The sequence below is a fragment of the Liberibacter crescens BT-1 genome (genome assembly GCF_000325745.1).
Classification (GTDB): Bacteria; Pseudomonadota; Alphaproteobacteria; order Rhizobiales; family Rhizobiaceae; genus Liberibacter; species Liberibacter crescens.
The window spans coordinates 369109-384208 of sequence record NC_019907.1; the positions used below are offsets into that span (position 1 = coordinate 369109).

Consider the following 15100-nt stretch of genomic DNA (forward strand, 5'->3'; position numbering starts at 1 on the left):
GATTATTCGAAGACACAAAATGTATGCTCATTTTGTGTCTAGTGCAGATAAAGGTGCTGTAAGAGTTTTGCTTTAAAAATAATGTGTGGTAAATATCATAAGATATATTCCTCCTGATTTTGAAAAAATGTTAATTAAATAAATGAAGTGCATTTATGTTTAGTTTGATATTTAATTTTTGGCTTTCTATCCTATCTATAGGAATGTTTTCTATAACATTAGCACAGCAAAATCTAGTTTCTCCTCAAACGAGAGAAGAAATACAGCTTTCTTTTGCTCCTCTTGTAAAGCGTACTGCCAGTGCAGTCGTTAACGTTTATGCTGAACGCATTGTAAATCCTCATCTTCAGAATGATGTGGATAGTTTTATAGAAAAATTTTTTGGTCAAAAGTTACCAAATCGTACAGAGAAACAATCTACACTTGGCTCTGGAGTTATTCTTACCTCTTCTGGATTTGTGGTAACCAATGATCATGTGATAGAGGGGGCTGATGACATTCGTGTTGCACTTGTAGATGGACATGAATTTCCTTGTAAGGTTCTTCTCAGAGATCAACGTATTGATCTTGCTGTACTTAAGATTGAAGCAAAAAATCAGTTTCCTTCACTACAAATAGGTAATTCCGATTCTATAGAAGTTGGTGATTTAGTATTGGCGATAGGCAACCCTTTTGGGATAGGGCAGACTGTTACAAATGGTATTATTTCTGCCTTAGCACGGAGTCGTGTAACAAAAAACGATTTTGGATTTTTTATTCAGACTGATGCATCTATTAATCCTGGTAATTCAGGGGGAGCTCTGATCAATATGAAAGGAGAATTAATTGGAATTAATACAGTTATTTTTTCAAGAGATGGAGAGTCGAAAGGAATTGGTTTTGCTATACCAGCTAATCTTGTAAGGGTATTTTTAGCGGCAGCAGAGAAAGGAGAAAAGAGATTTGATCGTCCATATACTGGTGCGAAGTTTGAGCCGATTATTTCAGAAATAGCAGAATCGATAGACTTACCACGTGCTTGGGGGGCTTTAATTGTAAAAGTTATAAAAGGTAGTCCATTTGACAAAGCAGGTTTAAAGAAAGGGCAAGTAATAACCGCTGTTAATAATATACCTATAGAGCATCCAGATGCACTTATTTATCGTATGACAACTTTAGGATTAGGAAGCACTGTTAATTTAACAGTCAGAGATATAGATGGGCAAGATCGTACCTTCAAAGTTAAAGTGGATCGTGCTCCCGAAACGATGTCGCGAGATACTTATGTGGTTAAAGAAGAGGGACCTTTATCAGGGATTGTTGTTTCTAATATTTCTCCACGCTTGTTAGATGAACTTAATATAAGTTCAGATCTCAGTGTAGGTGTTGTTGTTACTGATTTAAAAGCAGGTTCTATTGCAAGTCGATTGGGTTTTTCTCCTCGGGACATTATAATTACTGTTAACAATACGCCAGTGAATTCAACAAAAACTTTACAGAAAATAGTTTCTAGTGGTCCTAGTACTTGGAAAATTGAAATAGAGCGTCAAGGACAAAGATTTTTGCAATTTTTCCGATAAAAAATTAAAAAAACAATATTGAAAAATACATTGTTTTTTTCAAAACTTTGTTGATATTAAAAGAAATGTTTTGTGCTATAGAGATTTTTTAGAAAAATTTATGTTCTTTAATGTAGAAGTATGTTGCTGTGGTGATAACTCTTAAAATACATATCAATGTAAATGGTGTTTTCTTAAAAAATTACATCTTTGCTGTATGATAATTTTTTATGCCAATTCCAAGCAGATAGAACGATATCATCAAGATTATATTTTGGTGTCCAGCCTAAAATTTTTTTTGCTTTTTTATTGTCAGCTACGAGAGCAGGAGAATCTCCTGAACGTCTTTCTGTATAGGCGGTAGGAACATTACACCCAGATATTTTTTCAATAGATATTAATAATTCTTTTACCGTACTTCCTATTCCCGTACCAAGATTAAGAACAGTAGATTCTCCTCCATTCAATAAATATTCCAAAGCCATTATATGGGCATCAGCCAGATCTATTACATGTATATAATCACGTAAACATGTTCCGTCATGGGTATTATAATCATAGCCAAAAACTTTAAATACATCTTTGGGATTTAAAGTCGCTTTTATTGCTAGTGGAATAGCATGAGTTTCAGGATTGTGCCATTCACCAATTAAACTTTCGAAGTCAGCTCCTGCAGCATTAAAATATCTTAAAATGACTGATTTTAGCCCGCAATAATCATTATGATCATGTATTATTTGCTCAACAATATATTTTGTACGTCCGTAAGGATTGATCGGTATTTGGGGATGTTCTTCATTCAGCAATACTTGTTGAGGTATTCCATATGTGGCGCAGGTAGAGGAAAATATCAAAATTTTCACATTTTCAGTTTTTGCAGCATGCATAAGATTCAAGCTGCCGATGACATTTGTTTCATAAAACAGGACGGGATTTTTAATAGATGCATTGATATCAATCAATGCAGCAAAATGAAGTATAGCAACAGGTTTATATTTTTTAAAAACTTCTCGGATACATGTTGGATCACGAATATCTCCATATTCAAATGGTCCCCATAAGACAGATTCCACATGTCCGCTAGAGAGATTGTCGAATACAACGGGGCAAAAACCTTTTGCAGCTAAACGCAAACAGGTATGAGAGCCAATATAGCCAGCACCACCGACTACAAGAATTGTCTTATTGGGCACGTTTTGTTCCTGAAATAGATATCTTTAAGATACAGTTGCATGATCTAGTTGTACAATGTGTCCTGGTTCTACTTCCTTGTGTTGTCTTTCTGGCGGTTGGTAGTTAATAGGGCGTATAGGATTTGCAATTTCATCTGCTAATAAATTCTTTTTTATGTTGCGTTGAGATAGATCAAAGGTAGGAATAGACATGAGTAATTTATTGGTGTAAGGGTGCTGAGGATTTTGAAAAATTTGAGCTCGAGATCCAATTTCAACAATTTCTCCGAGGCGCATTACTGCGACACGGTGGCTAATTTTTTCTGTAACTGACATGTCGTGTGTAATGAATATATACGATATGCCAAGGCTTTCTTGTAGTTCCATGAGGAGATTGCATACCTGTACTTTAATTGATGAATCAAGAGCAGAGACACTTTCATCTGCTATGATGACTTTGGGATCAAGAATTAGACAACGTGCAATACAAATTCTTTGACGTTGCCCTCCAGAAAATTGGTGAGGGAAACGTTTCATCATATCTTTTTTTAACCCAACGCGTGTAAGAATTTCTGCTGCTTTATCAATAGCTTCTATTTTCGTTCCTAATTTATGTTCAAGAAAGGGCTCAATGATGGAAGCTCCTATTGACATAGACGGATTAAGAGATGCAAGTGGATTTTGGAATACCATTTGTATGGAACGACGTATTGTACGTAATGATGAGCGATCAAGGGTTAGTATGTTACATCCATTTATAATCACTGATCCTGAATTTGGTTCGATAAGACGGATGATTGAACGTCCTGTGGTTGATTTTCCAGATCCAGATTCGCCAACTATAGAGAGCGTTTCTCCTTGATAGAGATCAAATGATACATTTTGAACAGCGTATATAGAGCCAATTTTTCTTCTAAAAAAGCCAGACTGTACATCAAAATATGTTGTTAGGTTTTTTACTGAAATGATAGGATCATCTTTATTTTTAATTGTATTTTTAATAGAAACTCCTTCTTTTATTGTGTCAGTTGTTATATCTACGGTAGGAAATTTTTGGGGCCATATTTTATTCTTCATAGACCCTAATCTTGGCGTTGTTGATAACAATGCTTGTTTATAATGATGAGACTTAGAAGTGGGTGCGTTTTCTACTATATTTCCTTCATACATGACAGCTATATGATCAGCAACTTCTGCTACGATACCCATGTCATGCGTGATAAAAAGAATAGAGATATTATATTCTTCCTGTAACGTTTTTAAAAGATTAATGATTTGATTTTGAATCGTTACATCAAGAGAGGTTGTTGGTTCGTCAGCAATTAATAATTTAGGATGCATAGCAAGAGACATAACAATCATAACGCGTTGACACATGCCTCCTGAAAATTGATGAGGATATTCATGAAAACGCCTTTTTGCATTAGGAATATAAACTTTTTCAAGGAGCTCAATGGTTTCTTTTTTTGCTTGCGCTTTTGATATACCTTTATGATAGATGAGTACTTCTGATATTTGTTCCCCTATGGTAAGTACGGGATTAAGAGAACTCATTGGTTCTTGAAAAATCATTCCAATTTTATTGCCACGAATTTTGTGCATTTTTTTTAAAGGGAGTGATAATATATCTTGTCCATCTAGCAGGATTTTACCTGTAATTTTGCTTGTTCTTTCTTCCAAAAGACGCATAATTGATAAGGCAGTAACAGATTTTCCTGAGCCTGATTCGCCTACAACAGCAAGAGTTTCTCCAGGCTTAATTTCAAAATTGATATTTTGAATTATAGGCTTCCATTTTCCTTTTATATACAGAGAACTTGTTAAGTTAAGAACAGAGAGAGTAGGGAATGATGAATTCTCGTTATAGGACTTGCTATTCATGGTACGATTTATTTTCCTTTTTACACTCTTGCATAAGAGTTCTTGTTTTTTCTTTAATTAAAATCATTTTATGACTTCATCTATTATTTTGGGTTCTAGATTAAGAGTAGTCATTAAAGTTCTTTCTTGATTGTTTTAGATAATTGTATATTTACTTTAAATAGTATATTTTTATTTTTTTATGAAATATTGATAATAGAGTTAGGAGAGGACTGTGTATGGGAAAGATATATTTTTTTATTACTTCTATGTTAATCTTTATCATTTTTCAAGATTTAGGTATAGCAAAACAGGGTGAAAGCGGTGAATTGAGAGTGATATCTTGGCAAGCTGTTTCGACATTAAATCCTTATCTTTCAGGAGGAGATAAGGATGCGCAAGCTGCATCTCTTGTCCTTGAATCACTTGCTAGTTTTAATTCAAAAGGTCAGCTTGTTGCAAAGCTGGCAGAGAATATACCTACACTTGAAAATGGTGGTATTTCAGCCGATATGAAATCGATTACATGGAAATTAAAAAAAGGTATTAAATGGTCAGATGGTTCTAATTTAACAGCTGACGATGTTGTTTTTACTTGGAAGTATTGTACCAGTCCTGGAATTGGTTGCCAGCAAAAATCATATTTTAATGGAATCAGTTCTGTAGAGGCAATTGATCCCCTGACGGTTAAAATTGTTTTTGAAAATCCGAGAGCATACAGTTATGGTGTTTTTACATCTCTTGTATCCCCTATAATTCATAAGGAACAGTTTAAGAATTGTCTTGGTGTTAAGGCTTCTGAATGTACATCTGCCAATTTTAATCCGCATGGAACAGGTCCTTTTCGTGTGAAGGATTTTAAAGCGAATGATGTTGTTATTTTTGAAGTAAATCCTTATTATCGCAATCCAGAAAAGCCGTTTTTTTCTAAAGTAACTTTAAAAGGTGGTGGAGATTCTCTTTCTTCGGCTCGTTCTGTTTTGGAAACGGGAGAATATGATTTTGGTGTAAACATTCAGGTTGAGCCTGAAGTTCTTCAACAGATAGTCAAGAAAAGCGTTAAAGGCGTTATAGGTTCTGCTTTTGGGGGTACCGTTGAACGTATTAACTTAAATCCTTTTGCTGTGGATTTTTCATTGGGATCAAAACGTTCTACAAAGGAAGCTGGTCCGCATCCATTTCTTTCGGATCCTTCTGTGCGTAGAGCATTATCCATAGCGATAGATCGCTCATTAATAGTGGATGAAGGTTATGGTCCGAGTGGTCGTCCTACGTGCAATATTTTACCGGCTCCAGAAGCCTATGTTTCTACAGCGAATGATTGGTGTTTGAAACAGGATATTGAAGGAGCTAATAATCTTCTTGATAAAGCGGGCTGGGTTAAGGGTTCTGACGGTATTCGTTCCAAAAATGGAGTTCGTTTATCTATGTTGTATCAAACATCGGTAAATTCTGTACGTCAAGGGACTCAATCACTTATAAAAGATATGTGGAAGAAGATAGGGGTAGAAACTGAACTGCGGAATATTAACTCGTCTGTTTTTTTTGGGAGTGACCCTTCTAGTCCTGATACGGTTCAGAGATTTTATGCAGATGCTGAGATGTATGCTGATACGTTTGCAGGTATTGACCCTGAAGTATATATGCAAGTATGGACTTGTGAAAAGATTCCTTCTCCTGCAACTTCTTGGCACGGTGAAAATATTTCCCGTTATTGTAATCAGCGATATGATGATCTTGTAAAGAAATATCAAAAGACTATTAATTTTAATGAGCGTGTTGAAATTGCAAAGCAATTGAATGACATTTTAAGTGGAGAAGTTATTCATATACCTCTGGTTCACCGCGGAATGGTTTATGCTTATTCTAATAAATTGCAGGGAATAGAGTTAAATGGTTGGGATACTCCTTACTGGAATATAGAGAATTGGCATCGTTAGAAACTGTTGTAAATAGCTACGAATGGATTGAGTTTAGGGTATACCATAATAAAAAATGAGTTTTTTTAAAAGATATGCCTCTTTTATCCAAGAATTGGAGGGTTATAAAAAACGTGTTAATTTATGCAACAAGAAGAATTATTATTGCTATTCCAACGTTATTAATAATTAGTTTTATTATCTTTTTGATATTAGCTTTAGCGCCTGGTGATCCAACAAGTAATTTACCCTTAACAGTTCCTTCAGATGTGCGAGAACAAATTAGAGATTCTTTTGGCCTTAACCAACCATTGATATTTCGTTATATAAAGTGGCTTCATCAATTTTTTATTAATGAGCCGTTAAGTATTTTAAATAATATCACAGGATTTAAGTTTTTCGAATTACAAAATAATATTAGGTTAAGATCCTGGATGACAAGTTCTCCTGTAGCAGATCTTATTATAGAACGTTTACCTCAAACGCTTTGGGTAATTGGTTTATCTTATTTTATTACAGTTGTTATTGCTCTTCCATTAGGAGTTTTATCCGCGTATTGGCAGTATTCATGGTTTGATCATTTTACAAATTTTGTTTCTATTATTGGATTCTCTATACCAACTTTTGTAACTGGCGAGGTCGTAATTTTAATTTTTTCGACATATTTAGGATGGTTTCCATCAATTTATGATACTACCCATAAGGTTACAGATTATCAAAGTTTTATTGTGCAGCTACAACAAATTACCTTGCCTGTGTTTGTATTAACTTTTTATAATTTATCAAAGATTGTACCGTATATGCGGTCCTCCGTATTACAAAATCTGAATCAAGATTATGTTCGTACAGCACGTGCTAAAGGATTGAAAGAAAGGATTGTTCTATTTAAGCATGTTTTTAGAAATAGTCTTATTCCCGTTGTTACGATTATTACCCTTGGAATTCCATATATTTTCTCTGGAGCAATTATTCTGGAGCAGATATTTGCTGTGAATGGTTTAGGTCAATTACTAATTATAGCGATTCAATCAGGAGACATTCCTCTTGTACAGACTTTAACATTTGTTTTTGCTATTCTTGTTGTATTTTTTAATTTGGTAGCAGATCTAGTATATGCTTTCTTAGATCCAAGGATTAGTTATGGATAGAGCATATATTACATCATCTCCTTTTTGGGGTTTTTTAATGCGTTTTTATAAAAATAAAGGCGCATTTATTGCGCTTATATTGTTGTTATTTATATTTATAGCAGTATTAATCGGCCCACATGTTTATACAGTTGATCCGTATGCTTTGGATATAAAAGCTAAAAATCAATATTTTTCTTGGAAGCATGTTTTAGGAACAGATAATCTTGGGCGTGATATATTAGCACAATTATTAATAGGCGGACGTATTTCTTTAGCAGTTGGGATCGTTTCAATGATGATTTCGGTTTTCATAGGAATAATTGTAGGAATTTGTGCCGGCTATTATCCTAAGCTTGATGGATTATTGATGAGAATAACAGATTTATTCTTAGCATTGCCATTGCTACCGTTATTACTCCTTGTCATGATGTTGTTTAGAGATCTTCTTCGTGCATTCTGTGGTCCAGAACTTGGTGTTTTTATATTGATAGTTTCTGTTATTGGAATAACAAGCTGGATGAATACAGCGCGTATTGTTCGGGGTGATGTACTTTTTATAAAGAATAGAGAATTTATTATAGCTGCAATCAGTAGTGGAGTTCGTGAGCATAGAATTATTCTCAAGCATTTATTGCCCAATATTATTTCATCAATTATAGTCTCAGCAATACTTAGTATTGCTGAAGCTATTATTACTGAATCAGCACTTTCATTTTTAGGATTTGGTTTCCCTTCTGATTTTCCTACTTGGGGACGTCTTTTACATGATGGAACTACTTTCTTCCAAGTTTATCCTTATAGGGTATTATACCCTGGTTGTATTATTTCATTAACGATATTTTCTATAAATTATATTGGTATGACTATAAGTAATCAGATGGATTCTTTAAATTCTGTTCATTAATTTTTTGTGGTTTTTTAGCAAAATCTTTTAAAATTTTTTCTCTTATAAGTTGAGAAGTGGTTTTCGTATTATTATACAAATGCATTTGGGCAGCAACTTGTCGAACTTGTTGGTTATTTTTTTGTCTTAATCCGATTACAATTGATCCTAAGGGTTCTTTTTCAGTCCATAGTTGTTGTAGTGTTGGATCAGAAGCGATAGAGCATGAATCAGAGAATGTGATATTAGGATCAACTAGATTCCAACATGTTAGTTGTCCTAATAATATCCTTGTAGGCGAGTACTGAGCATAAGATTTATCGTAAGTACTTTTCCAAATAGAAGCTTCATTTCCTATAACAAAGACAATTATACTAGCAATACTTTTGTTATTGATGTTAAGAGAATGTATGCGTACTGAGTCTATATGAGAAAGATTTTTTACAATTTTTCTTATTATATTTGGATTATCATGATTTATTAAAAGATTTTTATTTTCGTTTTGATTATTTAAATCTTCTAATTTAAGGAATTCTTCTAGAAAATAGCTAATATCTTGAGGTTTTCTTGCTATTGTGTAAGACACTTTATCTTTTTCTTCAAGAAGAATTTGCCATTGGTAGTCTATTTCTTCTAATATTTTAGATGAAACTGATTGTGTAAAATAATTATGTGATTTTTTCTGATTCTGTAAAATAGGCCTGCTATAATTTGATGTTACTTCTATTGGGAAGCCATATCTAATAGATACAGCCTTTATAAGTTGTGTTGAATAAGAATTAAGTCTAACATTTGGAATCACCAAGACAGAAGGCAAATCGATGATATCTTGATTCATTAAACCATTCAGGAAATCTCTGACGATAGATATTGGTTCTTCAGAATCAATAATAGGAGTCCCTAGGTGTGAAAAAGAATTGGATAGAGCTTTAATTATAGGTAAGCAAGAAGAAGTATTGGGGTAGCCTAATAAAAAGGGCATCATGAATCGTAAATGATTGTATTGATGATTATCTTTATCGTGGAGTATAGCAAAATAGCTTTTATAACCTGCAACAGGAGATGTTATTGATTCAAGAAAATGTGGTGAGAAGAAGATATTTTGGTGAATAGATCGGTTAAAAAGAAATGTTAATTCTTTATGAAAGATAGGGAGTTTATTTAATTGATAAATAGATAATTTTCTATCTTTACGGCTATTCAGAATGGGGATCTCAATGAATCTTTTTGAAGTTATTCCTAATAATTCTGAGTACATTTGCGTAACTTTCTTGAATACCTTCATTTATATTCTAAAATAAAAGAAGTTTTCTAGAGTTTTAAGCTATAATTAAAAAAACTGCTCCTGATTCTTGAAAGTATTAGCTTTCTTGATAAAACATTCAAAAAATCAATCATTTTTTAAAAAGGGTAGGAAGGACTCTTTTACAAAGGTATCACGAAAATGATTAAGATGAATGTTTTAGGTATTTTTTTTATTTAAAGAACCATGGCAATGTTTATATTTTTTTCCACTTCCACAAGAACAAGCATCATTGCGTCTAATACGTTTCGTGCTTTTTTGATCATCAAAAGATCGAATATCTTTAGATTCTATATTAAATTCATTCTGTCCTGTAAAAGGATTAATATGGAATGGTTGTATATTAGCGGGTTTTGGCTCTTCTTGTTGATTAAAAAACTCTACTCGCATAATTTTTGCAATTACATTGTAACGGAGCTCATTAATCAGTGTTTTAAATAACTCAAATGCTTCAGATTTATATTCTTGGAGAGGATCCCGTTGGGCATAGCTACGAAAACCTATTACAGAACGCAGATGTTCGAGTTTAGCTATATGATCTCTCCAAAGTGAATCTAGAGTTTGAAGCATAATAGTACGTTTAACATATGGTATTATATCAGCACCTAACTGCTTATCTTTTTCAATAGCAGCGGCATCAGCAGCTGTCAAAATTTGTTGATGTAAAGTAGCCTCTTCTATATTATCTTCTTTAACCCAATCTTCAATTGGAAGATCTAAATTTAATAAGTCTTTAATTGCAAGTTTTAATTCTGCAATATCCCATTGCTCAGGATAAGAATTTTTAGGAATATATTTTATAATAATGCTTTCAACCATTTCATAAAATATATCGGCAATCATTTCTAGAATATTTTCTGTTTCTATAATTTCTAACCGTTGCTCAAAAATTATTTTACGCTGTTCATTAAGAACATCATCATATTTTAATAAATTTTTTCTAATCTCAAAGTTGCGTGCTTCAACTTTTTTCTGTGCACGTTCTATTGCTTTATTAATCCAAGGATGAAAGATGGCTTCGCCTTCTTTTAGGCCTAATTTTTGGAGCATAAAATCCATACGAGACGAGCCAAATATACGCATGAGATCATCTTGAAGAGATAGGTAAAATTTTGAACGTCCTGGATCTCCTTGACGACCAGAGCGACCGCGAAGCTGATTGTCTATTCGTCTGCTTTCATGACGTTCTGTAGCAATAACGTAAAGTCCACCAGCAGCGATAACTTTTTCTTTTAGATCTTTAACTTCCTTATGGATATTTTTTATACGTTCTTCTCGATTATTTCCTTCAGGAACATCAGAGAGTTCGTGTTCTATACGCATGGTAGCATTGCCTCCAAGCTGTATATCAGTACCACGCCCTGCCATATTAGTGGCAATAGTTACAGCTCCAGGAATTCCAGCTTGAGAAACAATATAGGCTTCTTGTTCATGATAGCGTGCATTTAAAACTTTGAATTTTTTAAATCCTTCTTTTCTAAGCAAATTGGCAAGAAATTCTGATTTTTCTATTGAAGTTGTACCAACAAGAACAGGTTGATGTTTTTCATGAGCCTTTAATATTTCAGTAATAATGGCTTTATATTTTTCATCAGTCGTTCTATAGATTTTGTCGTCTTCGTCAACGCGAATAACAGGAAGATTCGTAGGAACCTCTACGACATCTAAATTATAAATATTAGAAAATTCCTCAGCTTCTGTAGATGCTGTTCCTGTCATCCCTGCTAACTTAGAATACATGCGGAAATAATTCTGAAAAGTAATAGAGGATAGCGTTTGATTTTCTGGTTGTATTGTTACATTTTCTTTTGCTTCCAAAGCTTGATGTTGTCCGTCAGAATATCTTCTTCCAGACATCATACGTCCTGTAAATTCGTCAATAATGATTATTTCATCATTTGTGACAATATAATCTTTATCTCGTGTAAACAGCTTATGTGCTCTTAGAGCATTGTTAATGTGATGGACAATAGCAACATTTTCAATATCATAAAGAGAATTACCTTTTAAAAGATTAGCTTGACGCAACATGTTCTCTATTTTTTCAATACCATCTTCAGAAAAATTAGCAGAATGTTGCTTCTCATCAACTTCATAATCAGTAGGTTGTAAGCTTAAAATAAATAAATTAATTGTTTTGTAAAGATCAGATTGATCTTCCAATGGGCCTGAAATAATGAGAGGTGTGCGTGCCTCATCAATGAGGATAGAGTCAACTTCGTCAATAATTGCAAAATTATGTCCACGTTGAACCATCTTGCTACGTTCATATTTCATATTATCGCGAAGATAATCAAATCCAAGTTCATTATTTGTTACATATGTAATATCACATGCATATGCTGCCTTACGTGCATCATCAGTCATATCATGTAAAATAATTCCTGTTGAAAGACCTAAAAATCCATATACTTTAGACATCATATCGGCATCACGATGAGCAAGATAATCATTTACAGTAACAACATGGACACCCTTTCCAGATAAAGCGTTCAAGTATACTGGAAGAGTTGCTGCTAAGGTTTTCCCTTCGCCAGTCTTCATTTCAGTAATAGAGCCTTCGTGGAGGATAATACCACCGATAAGTTGCACATCAAAAGGGCGCATTTGTAATACACGACACGCTGCCTCTCGTGCTACTGCAAATGCAGGCACTAACAGGTCATCAAGTGTTTTTCCTGTTTTTAGATGCTCTCTAAATTCTATTGTTTTATGAGAAAGCATTTCGTCAGAAAGCTCGGAAATAGATTTTTCTAGCGTATTGATTTCCTCAATCTTGCTATAGTAAGCTTGCAAACGTCTATCGTTAGAAGAGCCAAAAAGTTTACGGGTTAGCTTAGCTATATTGAGCATAAATTATAGCTTTCCTTCACTCATGTTTTAAAAAAATCTCCTTTTTTATAAATTACTACCTATAGAACTATTATTTGATATTTATCTAATATAGACAGGAGATACGTTGTAAATAAGAATATCTTTTATTAATGTCAACGGGATGTAGCGATACATAATCGTCACAATTTTATTTTTAAGATGTTTTAATCAGACGAAAAAAGTATCGGATAATTCTTTAGGAGAATAAAGTATAATGTCAAAATATAAAGCTCTAACTTTTATAAGTATTGTAACTCTGAATATGTTTCACCCTTTAGCTTTTGCAAAGGATGCTTTAATAGCTAAGGTTAATGGGCAGGAAATACATCAGTCTGAGGTAGATGCTGCTTTATCAAGTATTGATCCGCAGCTTTCGCAACTTCCAGAGGATCAACAAAAACTTGCTGTTATTTCTTCAATTATTGATATAAAATTGCTTGCCCAGCAAGCAAAAGATAAGGGTCTCAATAAGACTCCTGAATATGAAACGCGAATGAATTATTTATCTGAGCGTGAATTGCATAATGAATTGTTCCGGAAGGAGATTTTAGAAAAAGTTACTCCTGAAGAAGTAAAAGCCCGTTATGAAAAAGAAGCAGATAATTTGGCTAAAGAGAAAAAAGAAGAGGTAAGGGCAAGACATATTCTTGTTACAAGCAAGGACGAAGCAAAGGCAATTATTAAAAGTCTTCTTTCTGGAAAGAAGTTTGAAGAGTTAGCTAAAGAAAAATCTATTGATACAAGCAATAAGGATAAAGGAGGAGATCTTGGGTATTTTGCTCAAGGAACTATGGATCCGGAGTTTGAAAAAGCTGCTTTTGCTCTTAAGCAGGAAGGAGATATTACAAACGAACCTGTACAAACTCCTTATGGATGGCATGTTATTCGGTTGGAAAACAGGAGACCTCTTTCTATACCTCCTATGAAACAGGTTGAATCTCAGCTTAATCAGCTAATTATACGAGATAAATATATTGCCTTTCTTGATAAGCTCAAGAAATCTTCCAAGATTGCAATTTTAGATGAAAAATTAAATAAGGAATATCAGAATTTAAATAAGAAAATACTGACTAAGTCAGCAAATTAATTTTAGAATTTTGGTCTTTGTCTTAAGTGTTGTAGATATGTCTATTAATTTTTCTCCGTTGGCTCCTTCTATCTATCCTGTTTTACCACCTATTGCAGGAATGAGCTTCTATACAGCGGCTTTAGGTATTAAGTATCTTAATAGAGATGATTTATTGGTGATAGTTTTTGATAAGCCTGCATCGGTAGCAGGAATTTTTACAAAATCTCAATGTCCATCGGCACCAGTTGATTTTTGTCGACGTAACTTATCATATGGTTTTGCAAAGGTTGTCGTTATAAATTCTGGGAATGCTAATGCTTTTACAGGAAAGAAGGGTTCTGAAGCAGCAATGTTTATAGCAAAATCTGCTGCTTCCGCTTTTGGATGTAAAGAAAGTGAGGTTTATCTTGCTTCTACAGGTGTTATTGGTGAGCCTCTTGATATTTCTAAATTTTCTGGTGTTTTTGATAAAATGCTCTGTAATCCGAGCCAAGATTCTTGGCTTATGGCAGCTAAAGCAATAATGACGACAGATACTTATCCTAAAGTTGCAACTCGTACTGTTGAAATTGATGGAGTAAAATTTGTTATCAATGGTATAGCAAAAGGTTCTGGTATGATTGCTCCTGATATGGCAACTATGCTCTCTTTTGTGTTTACAGATATTGATATTGCATCTTCCGTTTTACAGTCCCTTTTATCTATTGGTGTTGAATCTAGTTTTAATTCGATAACCGTTGATAGTGATATGTCAACTTCAGATACACTAATGATTTTTTCAACAGGGACAAAGACCAGAAGTAGTGTACGTATTGAGCATATGAATGATCATCGATTAACTCATGTTCGTGAGATTCTTTTTGATCTCTTAAAAGATTTAGCCCTTCAGATAGTTCGTGATGGAGAAGGAGCTACAAAAATGCTTGAAATTATTGTTAGAGGTGGAAGAAGTTCTTCTTCAGCCAAGAAGATAGCATTTTCTATAGCGAATTCACCACTTGTTAAGAGCGCGATTACAGGAGAAGATGCTAACTGGGGACGTGTTGTTATGGCTGTCGGTAAATCTGGTGAGAGGGTGGATCGAGATCGTTTATCTATTTGGTTTGGGAATGTTCGTGTTGCTGTTAATGGAGAGCGAGATCCTGATTATTCTGAAGATAAAGTTGCCTCAATTATGAAACAAAAAGATATTCCTATCCAGGTTGATCTTGGTATTGGGGATGGATATGCAACTGTTTGGACATGTAATTTTACGCAAGAATATGTCAAGATTAATAGTCATTATCGGAGTTAAATTGCAGTATTGACTGAATGTTTGAGTAAATCTTTTTTGTATTGACAGAAAATACATG

At 33.8% G+C, this 15100-nt stretch carries 10 protein-coding genes; 6 read left to right on the forward strand and 4 right to left on the reverse strand.

Going from position 1 to position 15100, the window contains the following annotated elements:
* Window positions 1–203: 203 nt before the first annotated feature.
* A complete protein-coding gene (locus B488_RS01605; RefSeq protein WP_244422716.1) occupies window positions 204–1559 on the forward strand; it encodes a Do family serine endopeptidase in 1356 nt (451 codons plus the stop codon).
* A gap of 173 nt (window positions 1560–1732) precedes the next feature.
* Here the strand turns inward: B488_RS01605 and galE are convergent, their stop codons facing one another.
* The gene (gene galE / locus B488_RS01610) at window positions 1733–2731 is read right to left on the reverse strand and encodes a UDP-glucose 4-epimerase GalE (RefSeq protein WP_015272743.1); all 999 of its coding nucleotides are present in this window, start codon (window positions 2729–2731) and stop codon (window positions 1733–1735) included.
* Window positions 2732–2755: 24 nt separating this feature from the next.
* Window positions 2756–4591, reverse strand: coding sequence for an ABC transporter ATP-binding protein (locus B488_RS01615; RefSeq protein ID WP_015272744.1), 1836 nt, complete (start codon window positions 4589–4591; stop codon window positions 2756–2758).
* Window positions 4592–4809: 218 nt separating this feature from the next.
* On the opposite strand from B488_RS01615, the gene B488_RS01620 reads away from it, so the two are divergent.
* From B488_RS01620 to B488_RS01630, 3 genes are all read left to right on the forward strand, one after another.
* Window positions 4810–6510 carry a peptide ABC transporter substrate-binding protein gene (locus B488_RS01620; RefSeq protein WP_015272745.1) on the forward strand — a complete coding sequence of 567 codons (1701 nt, stop codon included), beginning with the start codon at window positions 4810–4812 and terminating at the stop codon, window positions 6508–6510.
* A gap of 113 nt (window positions 6511–6623) precedes the next feature.
* Window positions 6624–7637 carry an ABC transporter permease gene (locus B488_RS01625; RefSeq protein WP_041770973.1) on the forward strand — a complete coding sequence of 338 codons (1014 nt, stop codon included), beginning with the start codon at window positions 6624–6626 and terminating at the stop codon, window positions 7635–7637.
* On the forward strand, window positions 7630–8523 hold the full coding sequence (locus B488_RS01630) for an ABC transporter permease (RefSeq protein WP_015272747.1): 894 nt from the start codon (window positions 7630–7632) through the stop codon (window positions 8521–8523). The genes B488_RS01625 and B488_RS01630 overlap by 8 nt, the downstream gene beginning before the upstream one ends.
* Here the strand turns inward: B488_RS01630 and B488_RS01635 are convergent.
* Both B488_RS01635 and secA read right to left on the reverse strand, forming a co-directional pair.
* Window positions 8483–9760: a GNAT family N-acetyltransferase gene (locus B488_RS01635; protein ID WP_015272748.1), complete on the reverse strand. Its 1278-nt coding sequence runs from the start codon at window positions 9758–9760 to the stop codon at window positions 8483–8485. The two genes, B488_RS01630 and B488_RS01635, sit on opposite strands and share 41 nt — an antisense overlap.
* A gap of 204 nt (window positions 9761–9964) precedes the next feature.
* The gene (gene secA / locus B488_RS01640) at window positions 9965–12658 is read right to left on the reverse strand and encodes a preprotein translocase subunit SecA (RefSeq protein WP_015272749.1); all 2694 of its coding nucleotides are present in this window, start codon (window positions 12656–12658) and stop codon (window positions 9965–9967) included.
* Window positions 12659–12893: 235 nt separating this feature from the next.
* Here secA and B488_RS01645 point away from each other — a divergent pair, with 235 nt between their 5' ends.
* Together B488_RS01645 and argJ are read left to right on the forward strand one after the other, a co-directional pair.
* Window positions 12894–13766, forward strand: coding sequence for a peptidylprolyl isomerase (locus tag B488_RS01645; protein WP_015272750.1), 873 nt, complete (start codon window positions 12894–12896; stop codon window positions 13764–13766).
* A gap of 37 nt (window positions 13767–13803) precedes the next feature.
* On the forward strand, window positions 13804–15042 hold the full coding sequence (gene argJ, locus B488_RS01650) for a bifunctional glutamate N-acetyltransferase/amino-acid acetyltransferase ArgJ (protein ID WP_015272751.1): 1239 nt from the start codon (window positions 13804–13806) through the stop codon (window positions 15040–15042).
* Window positions 15043–15100: the final 58 nt, after the last annotated feature.